The sequence below is a fragment of the Geobacter sp. DSM 9736 genome (assembly GCF_900187405.1).
Taxonomy (GTDB): Bacteria; Desulfobacterota; Desulfuromonadia; order Geobacterales; family Geobacteraceae; genus DSM-9736.
Genome location: NZ_LT896716.1, coordinates 2,239,074 through 2,253,079, shown reverse-complemented (window position 1 = coordinate 2,253,079; position 14,006 = coordinate 2,239,074). Strand labels below are relative to the sequence as shown.

Here is a 14,006-nt window from a genome sequence, read left to right as displayed (position 1 = left end):
AAGAGTCCGTTAAGCAGGTCCCTGGGACTTTCTGCGGGTGCGTTTCTCACTTTTTTGAAATATCCTGAATTCTTCAACAGCCTGTTAGAGGGTTTGATGTCCACGATCACCCGGCAGAATCTACTGAGCCTCCTGCTGATTACCCTGGCAGGAAGCGCCCTTTACCTCAAGACACTCCACATACCCTGGATTTTCGACGACATGCAGAACATCGTCGATAACCATACTATCCGTGATCTCGGCCTCGCCTTCTCGAACGTGATAAAGCCGAGAGGTGTTGCTTTTTTATCCTTTGCCCTCAACTACCGGTTCGGTGAACTTGATGTTGCCGGCTACCACGTCGTCAATATAGGAATTCATATAACAGCCTCGTGGCTGGTATTCCTCATTGCGCGCCGCGTCTTCCGCGGGTCCTTCCTTTTGCCGCTTGCCACGGCCCTGATATTTCTTGCCCATCCCATACAGACCCAGGCGGTCAATTACATCGTTCAACGCATGGCGAGCATGTGCGGACTCTTCCTGTTCCTCTCGGTGTATGGCTTTATCCGGGCAAAAGAGGCCGTGGGCAAAGGGAAGCCTTTCGTTTCCGGAGAGCATCTATCCTGGTATCTTGTTTCTCTGGCAGCCTGTGTCGTCGCTCTCTGGACAAAACAGAATGCGGTAGTGCTGCCCCTTGCTCTCCTGCTGATCGAGCGGTTTTTCCTGAATGACGCGAAGAAGGGGTGGCGGCGGCAGCTTCTCTATCTGCTCCCCTTCATACTAGTGACCGTGTGGAACACCTACCTTCAGGTGGGGACCGATGAGAAAATCCTTTTCAACCATGCCGCCAGGGCTGAGTACTGGGCAAAAGCCAAGGAAACTTCGGCTGTTGCACCTTCATCGGATGGGGTCAAGCTGGTAAAGCCGCCGGAGAACCTTCGGATGCTTTATCTGGTGACTGAATTTTCAGTGCTATGGCTCTATATGCGGCTTCTCGTTCTCCCGTACGGGCAGATTTTCGATTACGGATATCCCCTGGCGCAGGCTGTGCTGACACCTCAGAATGCAGTTGCCTTTTTGGGTCTCGTTGCGCTTGCTGCTTTTGCCTGGTACCTCCGGGCCCGGCGGCCACTCATCTCCTTCGGCATAGCCTGGTTTTTCCTTTCCCTCCTGGTCGAATCCACATTCATTCCTCTTGATGCTGCCGTCGAGCACCGCCTCTACATGGCGGTCTTCGGTTTTGCCGTCATAGTGCTTGACCTGCTGAAAAACCTTCCCCGGCGGCTTCTCGTTGCTGCCGTGACTGCCGGCATTATCGTCTATTCCGGACTTACCTGGCAGCGTAATGCCCTATGGTCCGACACCATAGCATTTGCAAGGGATAACGTGCAGAAGGCGCCCGCCAATCAGCGGAACTATCTTACCCTCGCTACTGCATATGCAGATCGCGGTCGGTGGACTGAGGCAGAAAACACGCTTCGGGCTGCCATAAAGGTTCGACCCGATCACCATGTACCGTATGAAAATCTGGGGTCAGCCCTTGTTCAGCAGGGGCGGCTGCGGGAAGCGCTCTTTTACTACAGGATGGCACTGTCGCTAACCCCTGAATACCCTAACGCCCTTTATAACATGGGGGTTGTCCTGATTCAGCTCGGTGACCAGACGAGAGCCCGGGATGCATCCGACAGGCTTAAGGCGCTCAATTCACCCCTTGCTGGCGAGCTGGAAAAACTGCTGGGTGCTCCGGCGGTAGGAGGATAACTCGGCTGTTGCCGCTGCAGGAGGCTTTCTAATAATTCTGCCCCTGTGGAGTATGATGCCTCATCGAGGGATGCCTCAGTAGCACGGGAAGGGTGCGGAAATATGCCGCAGAATGCAAGGCTGAAGAATTGAAGTTTGGAGTACTTTAATGTCGGGCCAGGATGTTTGGTTTCGAATTTGCAATAACACCCCCGTAATTTCAGGTTACGCTCGAGGAGGAAGGTATGTACTTACGGCTAATGTTGGGAGCCCTGTGCATTTTGGGATGCGCAAGTCTGGCGGATGCATCACCGTTTGCCTACGTGGCAAACCAAGATGGGCACAGCGTTTCAGTTCTTGATCTTGCTACAAACAGCAAAATCAAGGATATAACGCTGCCGGCGACCGAAAAGCCTTACGGCGTCGCCGTTAACAGGTTTGGTAGCCGCGTCTATGTCTCGAATTCTGCCGGCAATAATATCACGGTGATCGACACGATGAACGACAGCGTGACCACTTTTCCGACCACCTACAAGCCCCGCGGTTTGGCGGTCGATCCCGCGGGAACACGGCTCTACGTCTCCAATTTTGAAAACGGGTCACTCTCGGTGTTCGATGCCCTGACCGGAGCTGAACTCGGTTCCGTGGCTACCGGTAACAACCCCGAAGGTGTTGCCGTAAATGCAGATGGTTCACGCGTATATGTCGCAAACAGCGGCAGTAATACCGTATCCGTCTTCGACAATACCCTGACGGAGGTGACGGGATCGCCCATCACTGTTGGGTCTACTCCCATAGGTATTGCTGTTCGCGGCACCCGGGCGTATGTTGCCAATAGCTTTGGCGGTTCCGTAAGCGTCATCGACACTGCCAACAATACGGTCGTGGCTACGGTTGCGGTCGGAAGTATGCCCTTCGGAGTTGCAACTACTCTGGATGTTCCGAAAGTGTACGTTTCGAACCAGGGGGAAGATAGGATTGCGGTTATCGATACGAACAACAACAGCGTAGAGGCCGATAAAATTGCACTTTTCAGTTCCCCGAGGGGAATCGCTATCACTCCGGATGGCAGTAAAGTAATTGCTGCGATACATTTGGAAGATAATGCATCAATTATTGACCCTGGTACGAAGGCACAACTGGCAACTCCAAGTACCGGCTTAAAGCCGTCGAGCCTCGGTAATTTTGCCGGTCCTGAACTCTTCCCGATAACCATTAGCGCGGGAAGTGACGGAAAGATCACGCCCCAGACCCCAATCAGCACCAATCCTTCGACGGGCGTGCTCCTTGCGCCAAAGGGACAGGACCTGGTTCTGAACATAACGCCGGACCCGAACTTCGCTGTGAAGACCCTGACGGTGAACTCCACGCCGTTAGCGCCTCCCTTCCCTCAGACCAATACGTTCCCTACGGTCTCAGGTCCGAACTCCATCGCAGCGACATTCGAGAGGACACATTATAGTCTGAATGTAACGAAGCAGGCCAATGGGAATGCGGGGAGCTACAGCAGGGTATACGTCAGTACGCCGGCTTCTCCTGTGCTGGACTGCGGTGCAGGCTGTACTTCGGCCAGTGCATCCTACAGGATGGGTGATACCGTCACCCTCAGGGCGGAGTATGATGCCTCTAAGGTTTATTTCATTGAGTGGCAGGGCTTGATGTACAGTATTGCAAGTGGGTGCGGGACTACAGGGCCTACTTGCTCGTTTGTAATGAACGGCAATGATGCCGATGCGGGCACGTACGATGTCAAAGCGGTGTTCGTGGAGATCCCACAGGCGCCGGTCAATTCTTTGCAGGCGGCGTATAATCTTGCTGCTTCAGGAAGCACGATCACCTGCGCAGCCAGCTATGCCAATGAGCCTGCTGGGTCATTCAATGCGAACCGGTCGGTAAATGTAACACTCCAGACGGCTGCTTCCGGCACGACCTTTCTTTCAACTACAACTCCCAGGACGTTCACTGTAAGCTCTGGAAGCATTACAATCAGTGGGAGTGGGGCATTTACCATTCTGTAAGAGCTAAGTAAGACCACATATCAAAAGAGAAAAAGGAGGCAAAACAATGATCAAGCGAGTTCTGGTAACAGCTGCAGCGCTGTCGGCGCTGGTGATGGCTTCACAGGCAATGGCGGCGCCTAAACTGGTAGTTAAGGATAATCTTACACCGGCAAATGATGTGTTCGTAGTCGAGGATACCGGTGATTTTCAGGTGCCTGGTTCATTTAAGTTCAATAATACTAGTAACTTTTTAGGCATAGGAATCGATACTCCTACTGCTGCCTTCCATGTCAATTACAAAACAGCTTCTGCACCATTTCTCTTGGAAAGAGAGTTAGATAATAGCGGCGCTGTATCTCTGACCGCTGATAACTATGCAGCAGCTAATGGAGGGAGTTTAGTTGGCTCTGGCATGTTGTTTAGGTTCTCGAAAGGCACAAAGTCTTCGCCTTCCAACGTTGCGAATGGTGACAGACTCGGTTTCCTTACATTCGGGGGCATGGCAGGTGGTGCAATGAGACATACTGCGGCAATAAACGCCCTTGTAGATGCAGGTACAATCAGCTCGACATCACTTCCCACATACATCGAGTTTGCTACTACTGCCAACGGGAGCGTTTCGCGTTTGGAGCGTCTCAGGATAGCTGGCGACGGTCGTATCCGCCTCTCGAATCAGCCTGCTGCACCTGCTAACAATGCGGCTTGCACCACGGGTGATATGATTCTCGATGCACCGAATGGCTTCCTTTATCTCTGCACGGGAACTAACTCCTGGAAAAGAACAAGCTTTGCTGCCTATTAATAGTATCGAAGTACATAGGGAGTATTATATGATAAAGCGGCCACCTTCGGGTGAGCCGCTTTTTTTTTCCGTTATTGAATATGCACTATAGGAGACAGGTCAATGATTCTTGTTGTAGGTGGAGCTGGATACATTGGTTCTCACGTAAACAAGGCCCTCTCTGCCCATGGCCATGAAACAGTAGTTCTCGATAATCTGGTTTACGGGCACAGAGAATTTGTAAAATGGGGTACTTTTACTCTTGCTGATTTGGCTGATATTGACAGTCTGCGCTTGGTCTTTAAGAGGTACAATATTGAGGCGGTAATGCATTTCGCTGCATATGCATATGTCGGAGAATCAGTTTTGGATCCTCAAAAGTATTACCTGAACAATTTGAGAAATACCCTGAATCTGCTGCAAGTCATGGCAGAGGCCGATGTCAAGCACCTAGTATTCTCCTCAACATGCGCAACATACGGAATCCCCATAAAGATTCCCATTGATGAGTCCCATCCACAGGCACCGATCAATCCCTACGGACGAAGCAAGTTGATGGTAGAGCATGTACTGGACGATTATAGTCGTGCTTATGGATTGAAATATGTTTCCCTGCGGTATTTCAATGCTGCGGGGGCGGACCCTGATGGGGATATTGGGGAACAGCATAACCCTGAGACTCACCTGATCCCATTGGTGCTGAATACCATTTTAAATAAATGCAGTAGTGTGACAATATTCGGCATTGATTACGACACTCCTGACGGCACTTGTATAAGGGATTATATACACGTAACTGATCTTGCAAATGCTCATCTATTAGCGCTAGAATACTTGCGAAATGGGGGAAGAAGCGGTGCCTTCAACCTAGGCAACGGGAATGGTTTTTCAGTTAATGCCGTAATAGAAAAGGCCGTCATGATAACAGGAGAGAAGATAAAGGTTGAAATAGCAGGTAGAAGAGAAGGTGACCCGCCCATACTAGTCGGTTCAGCCGAGAAGGCCAAGGCGGTTTTGGGCTGGACGCCGCAATATCCTGATCTCGAAGATATACTCGATACAGCCTGGCAATGGCATAAAACAGCAAGCACCAAGTAATGCCTGACCCTTAGCACTCATCTCATATCGATGGGATGGGAATTGACGCACTAAAGAAAACATCCAAGGCTGCCATTGTCGTGCAGATCTGTTAACAGGACGTAATGCAAGACGCTATTATACAGGTTGAAAACCTGACAAAAATCTACAAGCTGTATGATTCACCGGTCGCACGGTTCAAGGAGTCTCTTGACCCAATCCGGCGCAAATATCATCATGATTTTTATGCCCTTAAAAATGTCACTTTCGACGTAAAAAAAGGAGAGTCGATTGGCATAATTGGCAAGAATGGTTCGGGCAAATCAACGCTCCTCAAGATACTCACCGGGGTGCTCACCCCCACATCCGGCAAGGTTTCAGTCGGCGGAAAGATCTCTGCTCTTCTGGAACTCGGCGCTGGCTTCAACCCTGAATTATCTGGCATCGAAAACATCTACTTCAACGGCATGCTTATGGGCTACACCCGGGAGGAAATGGACGAGCGGCTGGATGATATCCTGGCGTTCGCCGATATTTCCGAATTTGTACTGCAGCCGGTAAAAACCTATTCCAGTGGAATGTTTGTTCGCTTGGCGTTCGCGGTTGCAGTCAATGTTGATCCAGACATACTAATCATTGATGAAGCATTATCAGTAGGTGACGCCCTGTTTCAGCAGCGATGCATTGCAAGAATCCGAGCTATGCGGGAATCCGGACTGACACTGCTCTTTGTCAGCCACACTCCAGACGTGATTCGCGCCTTATGTGACACTGCCATCTGGCTTGAAGGCGGTTGTATCAAAATTATAAAAGAAGCTGTCAAAGTGTCCAACGCATACCAGCACGAAATATTTCTCGAGAATAACCGTCTCAAATCAGGTCAATACTTACACAAAGATAGCAGTTGTAACATGCAAAAATTAGATGCTGCTATTGTTGAAAAAGCCTCGAAGAATATAACTACGTCTGAGAGTATCCATATTCATCATGTGAATGTGATTAACAATAGTGGTGAATTAGTCGATGAATTATGCCATGGTGAGGATTTCGAAATAGAAGTTCAACTTTCTTCCGGTATCTACATTCCCAGTTTAAGTGTCGGCATCTTGATAAAAGACAGATTGGGAATTGATTTAACTGGTGAAAGTAACTTTAACAAGTTCCGCAAAGGGATTGCACTCGAGTATGGCCAAGTAGCTACGGTGTCTTTCCGGAGCAAGATGCTGCTGAGCGGCGGACAAACCTACACCATAGCATTAAGCTTGAATAGTGTATCCAGATGGGACAGAGGCGACAACATTCTGCTGTATAGGGATGATGCCGCAGCTGCTTTCAAAGTAATCGCAGATATGGATAGGCCTCTATGGTTCAAATTCTATCAGGAATTCGGGGTGCATATAGATGTCGAATAAAATTTTTATGTACGGTGACCAACACACTGCTGATATTCTTCAAACAGATGTACCTAAGGTGATCTTGTTCGGCGGATATTTGGGCTACAATAATTTTGGTGATATTCTTCAACTCAAAGAGGCCATTAAGTTTCACGAAAGCGTCACGAAGCTGACACCGGTTGTTATATGCCATATTAACTCAATACCGGACGACTATTTTCAGCATCGCTTGCGTAACTGGTTTAATGCAGCAGCGTTTATCTTCGTTCATGACCATCCCATGAATAATTTGGAAATGCTGAACCTGTGCCTTGTCGAGAAATCATTTCCAATAAAAAATATGCACTTGTATGGAGGAGGATTTCTTAATAGATATTGGGGTGAGTACTTTCTTAAACTTGTAGAGGGTTTAATTCAAAATTTTAAAGTGGATAACTATGTTATTAGTGGTCAACAGGTAGACGCTGCGCTTAAATCTAGACTGGCAAGTCATTTCCAAAAATGCAAACCCTGTCTTATAGGAGCAAGAGATTACGAATCGCAAGCTATCATCAATTCATGTGGCTTTAAGTGCGAGTTTTCTTTTGATGATGCATCAAACATTATAGACGCTTGGGGATTACGTAAGCCGCATGATCAAACTGCCGGCCCTCAGCAACCGATTTTTATTCATCTAAATACATCTAAATACACCTGTAATAGTACCGAGGAAAATAAAAAAGAACTAGATAGGCTCAAACAGGTTCTAAAGACCCTGTCTGAGACTTTTGCCCAGCATGAGCCAGTTGTTCTGAATGCATATAGCGAATACCGCGCCTCAGTTAAAGACAGTCTGTCATCGATAGTTAGCCTAGAGGATTCTTTCCCTTTCAATAATTACAGGGTTATTGATATTGCCCATCTTGCTCTTTTACACGATCCGATGTGTAAGGATGCAGATAGCGATTTAGTCGGTTTTGGTAGAGGGGTTGCTTTTTCTTCCTCCTATCACACCGCTGTTTTTTGCAACATGCTAAAAACTCCGTGTTACATGATATCGGAGAATGATTATTATAACCAGAAGAGAGAAGGTCTTGGTGAGGCTAGGACATTAGAGCAGTTCTTGAGTGATCCTTCGGCTCTGTCCTTTGGATCACTCATGGATCAAAGGGATGATTGGTTGAAGAAACTCGATATGTTCTTCCGGAATGTAGACAGAAGAAGTACGGGAAAGCATATCTCTTTTGATTATGATCTTGCCGCGTACGTGCCAGAATCGTTCAGGTATAAAGAATACAATAGTGTTAAAATTGCGGAGGCTAGTAAGCCCACAATATTTAGTTCAGTTGCATCGAGGCTACGACAGGTGCTTAGTGTGAAGTAAATCACTAAACTCATGCAAACAATCACAAAGATATGGCTATAGAGGGCTAACGTGTCGTTCAGTTTTTTTTATTCTGCAAAAGGTAAAATTTGGTCGTATATAATTAAACTTGATAACATGTCTAAAGATAGATTCGAGTGTCCTATTTGTTCTTACCAGGGGCCTTTTGAGGATATAGGGCCTGATACTGGTATTCGTAAGCATGCCAGATGCCCAAGCTGTGGATCATTAGAGCGACACAGGCTGCAATACTTGGTTGTTCGCTCTGTTTTGGCCGATTTGCCTGTTTCACAAATGCAAATGTTGCATTTTGCTCCTGAAGGGGTTCTTAAAAATTTCTTTGCTAAGATCTTTTATAGATATGAGACGGCAGATTTGTGCATGGATGGTGTGGATCATAAGGTTGATCTTGAGGCCCTCCCGTTTGCCGATGGTTCGTATGATTTTGTGTTTGCCTCTCATGTGTTGGAACATGTACCCGACGATTTAAAAGCTATCCGCGAGATACGCAGAATCCTTAAACCGAATGGGCTAGCTATACTGCCAGTTCCAGTAATTTCTACTGAAACTGTAGAGTATCAAGAGCCAAATCCCGATGAGCATTACCATATGCGAGCGCCGGGGCTCGACTATTTCGAACGGTATGCACATTTTTTTTCCAGAGTCGTCCAGTTCACATCTGATAGTCTTCCAGAGAAATTCCAGCTCTTCATCTATGAAGATAGACGTAAGTGGCATTCGTCACACAGTAACAAAGAGAAGCACATTGATATTGTTCCGGTGTGCTACGTATAAGGTTATGCGTAGGGTTTCGTTATGCTGATCATAAAGATCAGAAGAAGTTTAGTGTTGTGCTATGCCACTGATAAAATTATTATAGGATCGTATGATTTTGGAATTGCTAACTATACTGCTGCAGAGGCCTAACAAAGCTTTAACCGTTGTTGGTTATAGGAGTATCATATAACAATGAAAAACAAACTTATTTTAGGCATCTCGGCATATTATCATGACTCGGCTGCTGCAGTAATAGAAGATGGTCGAATAGCTTATGCTGTGCACGAAGAGCGATTAACTCGGAAGAAACAGGACTCGTCTTTTCCTTTGCAATCCATTAAAGCCAGCCTTGACTTCCTGAGCCAGGAAAAGGGGCGTAGGGTTTTCCTAAGTGATTTTGACGCTATAGTTTTCTATGATAAGCCCCTTTTGAAATTCGAAAGGATTCTAGAGACTTATTACGCCTTTGCCCCCAGAGGCCTCAAACAGTTCCTGGCTGCCATGCCTGTTTGGGCAAAAGAAAAGCTATTCATCAAAAAAATGATCTACGATGGTTTAGCCAAAATTGAGCCAGGTGTTGTGAAGGATGTCAAGCTTCTGTTTTCCGAGCACCATCTATCCCACGCTGCGAGCGCATTTTATCCATCTCCCTTTCGGGAGGCCGCTATAGTTACAATTGATGGTGTAGGCGAATGGGCGACAGCAACAATTGCCCACGGTAAAGGCCGGGAAATTACCATGCTTAAAGAACAACATTTTCCCCATTCGGTCGGGCTTCTATATTCTGCATTTACCTACTTCACAGGGTTTAAGGTAAATTCCGGTGAATATAAACTGATGGGGCTTGCCCCTTATGGCGACCCAACTTCTGACCGTACACGACGCTACATTGATGCAATCTATGGCAATATCATTGACATGAAGGCAGATGGTTCCGTATGGCTGAACCAGGACTATTTCAACTATGCCGTCGGGCTTAGCATGGTCAATGACGAAAAATGGGAAAAGCTTTTTGGTTTTCCCAGGCGCGAGCCGGAGTCAGAGCTTACGCAAGAGTGCTGCGACCTAGCATATGCAATCCAGCAAATTATAGAGGATGCTGTTCTGCGAATGGCAAAGGAGGCAACAAGGCTAACTGGTAGCAATAACCTCTGTATGGCCGGGGGGGTAGCTCTAAATTGTGTAGCCAATGGTAAGCTGCTGCGGGCCGGGATAATCGATGACCTTTGGATACAGCCTGCAGCAGGCGACGCCGGGGGGGCTTTGGGCGCTGCGCTTGCTGCATATCACGGTTATTTTGAGGCAGAGAGAACGCCCCCTAACTGCATGGATCATATGAATGGTGCTTACTTGGGACCCGAATATGATGAACTCGATGTTGGGATGACAATTCGGTCATTCGGTGCGATTGCGGAAAAACTTGATGATGAAGCGCTTTATGATCGGGTTGCTGATCTGATTGCTTCAGGGAACGTGGTCGGATGGTTCCAAGGACGAATGGAATGGGGGCCACGTGCGCTGGGCAATAGGAGTATTCTTGCTGATGCCCGAAGCCCTCAGATGCAGAAAAAGCTGAATCTAAAAATCAAGTATCGAGAAGGATTTCGTCCGTTTGCTCCGTCAGTACTCGCAGAAGATGCTGCTCTGTACTTTGAGAGAGGTGATTTCTCTCCGTACATGCTCCTTATTGATTATGTGAGAGAGGACAGACGCAATACCCTACCAAATGGTTATCATCAACTACCTCTGAAAGAAAAGCTCTATTTCCTACGTTCCGATATCCCTTCTATCACGCATCTCGATTTCTCGGCTAGGGTGCAGACTGTGCATCATGAAACGAACCCTCGGTATCATAGCTTGATAAAAAGATTTAAGCAGAAAACAGGGTATGGAGTTATTGTAAACACAAGCTTTAACGTTCGCGGTGAGCCCATTGTCTGTACTCCCAAAGATGCCTACATCTGTTTCATGCGTACGGAAATGGACTATCTGGTGCTCGGGAACTTTCTTATGGCAAAAGAGCGGCAACCAGTCTGGGAAGAGCAAGGTGACTGGCGAGAACAATATGGCCTCGATTGACACTTGATGGCATTCAGTTCATGCGCATGTTTATTCATCGCCTTCTAAACAATCCCACAGCAGTTTTGAAAGAGATCCCCGTAAGTCGATCCTTTATAGTGAAGCGGCATTTACACATACTGTAGAAGGAAGAGATGATAGAGTCTAGGAAATTATTAAATAACATTGTGTTGCTTGCTCTAGCTGTGCTCACCATTTTCTTGTTTCTAGAACTTGTATTCCGTGGTTTTGGTATCAAACCATATGTTCCATATGGAAAATTAAATGTAACACCCGGCGGTACGCTATTCAAAAAACATGAATACCTCGGTTACACACATTTACCAGGGAGTTTCCATGTAACATTCCCAGATGGGTACACAGTGGAGACAACAAATTTGCATAGTTCCTTTAGGGCCACTCGGACGCATCAGGCCGCTGTTCCTGCCAATAGAGATAAATTATGGATTTTCGGTTGTAGCTATACATATGGATATTCACTAAATGATGATGAAACGTATCCTTGGATTGTACAAAATCACCTTAGCAACTATGATGTGCAAAACTTTGGAGTGACTGGATATAGCACATTACAATCGCTGATCCAGTTAAAGCTTGCAATCCAGAAAAAAGAAATTCCAAAAATAGTTGTTCTTGCGTATGCGCCGTTTCATGACACAAGAAACACCTTTGCTAGGTCATGGAGAAAATCACTATCGTCAAGAAAATATCTAGGAGAAAGGAATATTCCTTTCGTAAGAGCTACAGATGGCGGGATAACAGAAATTAAATACGGAAGAATTGGATATTGGGGTTTGGAATTGTTGACCAGATCTAGTTTTTTAAACTATATCGATGACCGTATAAATATTGTTCAGGATAAGTATTTCCTTAAAAGTAGCCTAGCCACCATGGGTATTATTACTGAATTCAATAAAATATGTAAGGATAATAACATAAAATTTGTTGTAGCCATAATTAGCAATACGGGGATCAATGCGAACTTGATCGACAGGATCAAACAACAAGAAATTCCAGTAATTGACATCTCAGTTGACATGTCTATCAAGGCAAATACAAATCAACCACATGACTGGCACCCAAGTTATAAAGCAAATCAACAATACGCTATTAAACTAATAAATGGCCTTAAGATTCTTAACGCAATCTAAAACGTGCTGTGAGAGAGGAAGTTCTATGGATATTTTTAAAGACTTATGGGGTTTTCTTAAAGAGCGAAAAAAATGGTGGCTTCTGCCGATAATTCTTATCCTACTGATGGTAGGAGCACTTATCCTGCTTTCCGCTGGGTCAGCAATTGCCCCCTTTATTTATACAATATTCTAACAAAGAAGGGGTTTATAATGTCAAGAAAGTCTCCTTTTAGCTATGGTAAATGCCTTGAAGCACTTCTTGCAGCTTCATTGTTTTTTCTTATTTTACATTTGATTACAGGGTATACCTTGCTGCTTGTTCTTCCTATGATATTGATGGGGGGAGGGCTCATTTCAACAAGAGCGACAGAATGGGTTGGTAGATTTTGGCTTGCAGCGGCTCATGCTATTGGTGCTATTAATAATACCGTTTTGCTGACCATTGTTTTCTATCTAGTCTTAACTCCGCTTGCTTTTGCCTATCGACTAGTGCATCGGGACCTCTTGCAACTAAAAAACAACACTTATATCGACACTTATCTTATTTCCAGGAATAAGTCTTATATCTCTAAGGACTTTGAGAAGCTCTGGTAATTACGACTGCTAATGCATACATTGTTGTTAGTCATCAAATTTGTGCAAGCACTTAAAAGCACTGTTTAATACCTCTGCAGCGCTAGGACGCCACTGTCATCCTGGCCAGCCGATACAACCACAGCTTCTAGTAATGGAAATAAGGATAGAGCTTGCCCTTGCGCGCAAGTAACAGCGCAGCCCTGCACACGCTGAAATTCCTAACTGTTTTAAGGGAGCATATGCCTAAAGTAAGTATAATTATACCCTGTTATAACCATGGCCATTACCTCGATGAGGCAGTTAATTCTGTTCTTCGCCAAAGCTTTCAAGATTTTGAAATTATTGTTGTGAACGACGGATCTACTGACGATTTCACCAATAAGTTGCTTTCAAGCTACGTTAAGCCTAAGACTACTATTCTCAATCAGGAAAATAAAGGTTTGGGAGGTGCTAGAAATAGTGGAATTAGACTTTCTACAGGTGAATATATTGTCTGTTTAGATGCTGACGACAAACTACACCCCGAATTTCTGCAAAAAACAATACCTATTCTTGATGAAGACTATGAACATCGGTATGGGTTTGTAATGACATGGGTCCAGCTCTTTGGTGATATGAATTTTGTATGGGAAACTTCAGAATATGATCCCTATTTGTTGGGGATGCGAAACGGAATGCATCCTGCTGCGCCTTTTCGGAAGGAGTGTTGGGAGGCGGGCGGGGGGTATAGTGAACGTATGACAACATGTGGCTATGAAGATTGGGATTTCTGGGTAACTATAGCTGCACTTGGATATAAATGGGTTACGTTAAAAGAACCGCTTATATATTACAGGAAAACAGCTGGTTCTATGCTAGGTAAGGCAAATGAGAAAAGACTGGTTCTTTTTAGAGAAATCATAAAAAACCATGAACAGTTCTATAGGGCCAACTATGAAGAAATCATGGTTAAAGGCTTAGGTTACTTTGACGCCAGAATAAAAATGTATGAAGACAGACTCTTGGAACTTTCTGCGAGAAATAAAGCGAATACCTTTCTGAAAAAGCTGAAAATTGTGAAGGACAAGCTTGTTTTCTTTCGTCGAGGGTAACAATCTATTAGGCAAA

At 45.8% G+C, this 14,006-nt stretch carries 12 protein-coding genes; all 12 read left to right on the top strand.

Annotated features, from left to right (window positions below; all coding sequences use genetic code 11):
- Positions 1–96: 96 nt before the first annotated feature.
- The gene (locus CFB04_RS10235; RefSeq protein WP_088535181.1) at positions 97–1,740 is read left to right on the top strand and encodes a tetratricopeptide repeat protein; all 1,644 of its coding nucleotides are present in this window, start codon (positions 97–99) and stop codon (positions 1,738–1,740) included.
- Between the two features lie 224 nt (positions 1,741–1,964).
- Positions 1,965–3,737 (top strand): YncE family protein, encoded by a 1,773-nt coding sequence (locus CFB04_RS10230; RefSeq protein ID WP_088535180.1) that lies wholly within the window; start codon positions 1,965–1,967, stop codon positions 3,735–3,737.
- Between the two features lie 46 nt (positions 3,738–3,783).
- On the top strand, positions 3,784–4,521 hold the full coding sequence (locus CFB04_RS10225) for a hypothetical protein (RefSeq protein WP_088535179.1): 738 nt from the start codon (positions 3,784–3,786) through the stop codon (positions 4,519–4,521).
- Positions 4,522–4,623: 102 nt separating this feature from the next.
- Positions 4,624–5,598, top strand: a complete 975-nt coding sequence (gene galE, locus CFB04_RS10220; RefSeq protein ID WP_088535178.1) for a UDP-glucose 4-epimerase GalE — start codon at positions 4,624–4,626, stop codon at positions 5,596–5,598.
- A gap of 104 nt (positions 5,599–5,702) precedes the next feature.
- Positions 5,703–6,989, top strand: a complete 1,287-nt coding sequence (locus CFB04_RS10215) for an ABC transporter ATP-binding protein (protein ID WP_088535177.1) — start codon at positions 5,703–5,705, stop codon at positions 6,987–6,989.
- Positions 6,979–8,334, top strand: a complete 1,356-nt coding sequence (locus tag CFB04_RS10210; RefSeq protein WP_088535176.1) for a hypothetical protein — start codon at positions 6,979–6,981, stop codon at positions 8,332–8,334. Before CFB04_RS10215 ends, CFB04_RS10210 begins: the two co-directional genes overlap by 11 nt.
- A gap of 51 nt (positions 8,335–8,385) precedes the next feature.
- A complete protein-coding gene (locus tag CFB04_RS10205) occupies positions 8,386–9,129 on the top strand; it encodes a methyltransferase domain-containing protein (protein ID WP_197692508.1) in 744 nt (247 codons plus the stop codon).
- Between the two features lie 174 nt (positions 9,130–9,303).
- Positions 9,304–11,190: a carbamoyltransferase gene (locus CFB04_RS10200; RefSeq protein ID WP_088535175.1), complete on the top strand. Its 1,887-nt coding sequence runs from the start codon at positions 9,304–9,306 to the stop codon at positions 11,188–11,190.
- A 134-nt stretch (positions 11,191–11,324) separates the two neighbouring features.
- Positions 11,325–12,341, top strand: a complete 1,017-nt coding sequence (locus tag CFB04_RS10195) for a hypothetical protein (RefSeq protein ID WP_088535174.1) — start codon at positions 11,325–11,327, stop codon at positions 12,339–12,341.
- Between the two features lie 25 nt (positions 12,342–12,366).
- Entirely contained in the window at positions 12,367–12,516 is a 150-nt protein-coding gene (locus CFB04_RS18535) for a DUF5989 family protein (protein WP_231934152.1), read from the top strand.
- 17 nt (positions 12,517–12,533) lie between these two features.
- Positions 12,534–12,917 carry an SxtJ family membrane protein gene (locus CFB04_RS10190; protein ID WP_088535173.1) on the top strand — a complete coding sequence of 128 codons (384 nt, stop codon included), beginning with the start codon at positions 12,534–12,536 and terminating at the stop codon, positions 12,915–12,917.
- Between the two features lie 221 nt (positions 12,918–13,138).
- A complete protein-coding gene (locus CFB04_RS10185) occupies positions 13,139–13,990 on the top strand; it encodes a glycosyltransferase family A protein (protein ID WP_157698775.1) in 852 nt (283 codons plus the stop codon).
- The last annotated feature ends 16 nt before the right edge of the window (positions 13,991–14,006 follow it).

Bases quoted from the DNA above. Each gene is read 5' to 3' on its own strand.
- CFB04_RS10210 (WP_088535176.1), top strand. From the start codon at position 6,979: ATGTCGAATAAAATTTTTATGTACGGTGACCAACACACTGCTGATATT.
- CFB04_RS10200 (WP_088535175.1), top strand. From the start codon at position 9,304: ATGAAAAACAAACTTATTTTAGGCATCTCGGCATATTATCATGACTCG.
- CFB04_RS10185 (WP_157698775.1), top strand. From the start codon at position 13,139: ATGCCTAAAGTAAGTATAATTATACCCTGTTATAACCATGGCCATTAC.
- CFB04_RS10215 (WP_088535177.1), top strand. From the start codon at position 5,703: ATGCAAGACGCTATTATACAGGTTGAAAACCTGACAAAAATCTACAAG.
- CFB04_RS10225 (WP_088535179.1), top strand. From the start codon at position 3,784: ATGATCAAGCGAGTTCTGGTAACAGCTGCAGCGCTGTCGGCGCTGGTG.
- galE (WP_088535178.1), top strand. From the start codon at position 4,624: ATGATTCTTGTTGTAGGTGGAGCTGGATACATTGGTTCTCACGTAAAC.
- CFB04_RS10190 (WP_088535173.1), top strand. From the start codon at position 12,534: ATGTCAAGAAAGTCTCCTTTTAGCTATGGTAAATGCCTTGAAGCACTT.
- CFB04_RS10235 (WP_088535181.1), top strand. From the start codon at position 97: ATGTCCACGATCACCCGGCAGAATCTACTGAGCCTCCTGCTGATTACC.
- CFB04_RS18535 (WP_231934152.1), top strand. From the start codon at position 12,367: ATGGATATTTTTAAAGACTTATGGGGTTTTCTTAAAGAGCGAAAAAAA.
- CFB04_RS10195 (WP_088535174.1), top strand. From the start codon at position 11,325: ATGATAGAGTCTAGGAAATTATTAAATAACATTGTGTTGCTTGCTCTA.
- CFB04_RS10230 (WP_088535180.1), top strand. From the start codon at position 1,965: ATGTACTTACGGCTAATGTTGGGAGCCCTGTGCATTTTGGGATGCGCA.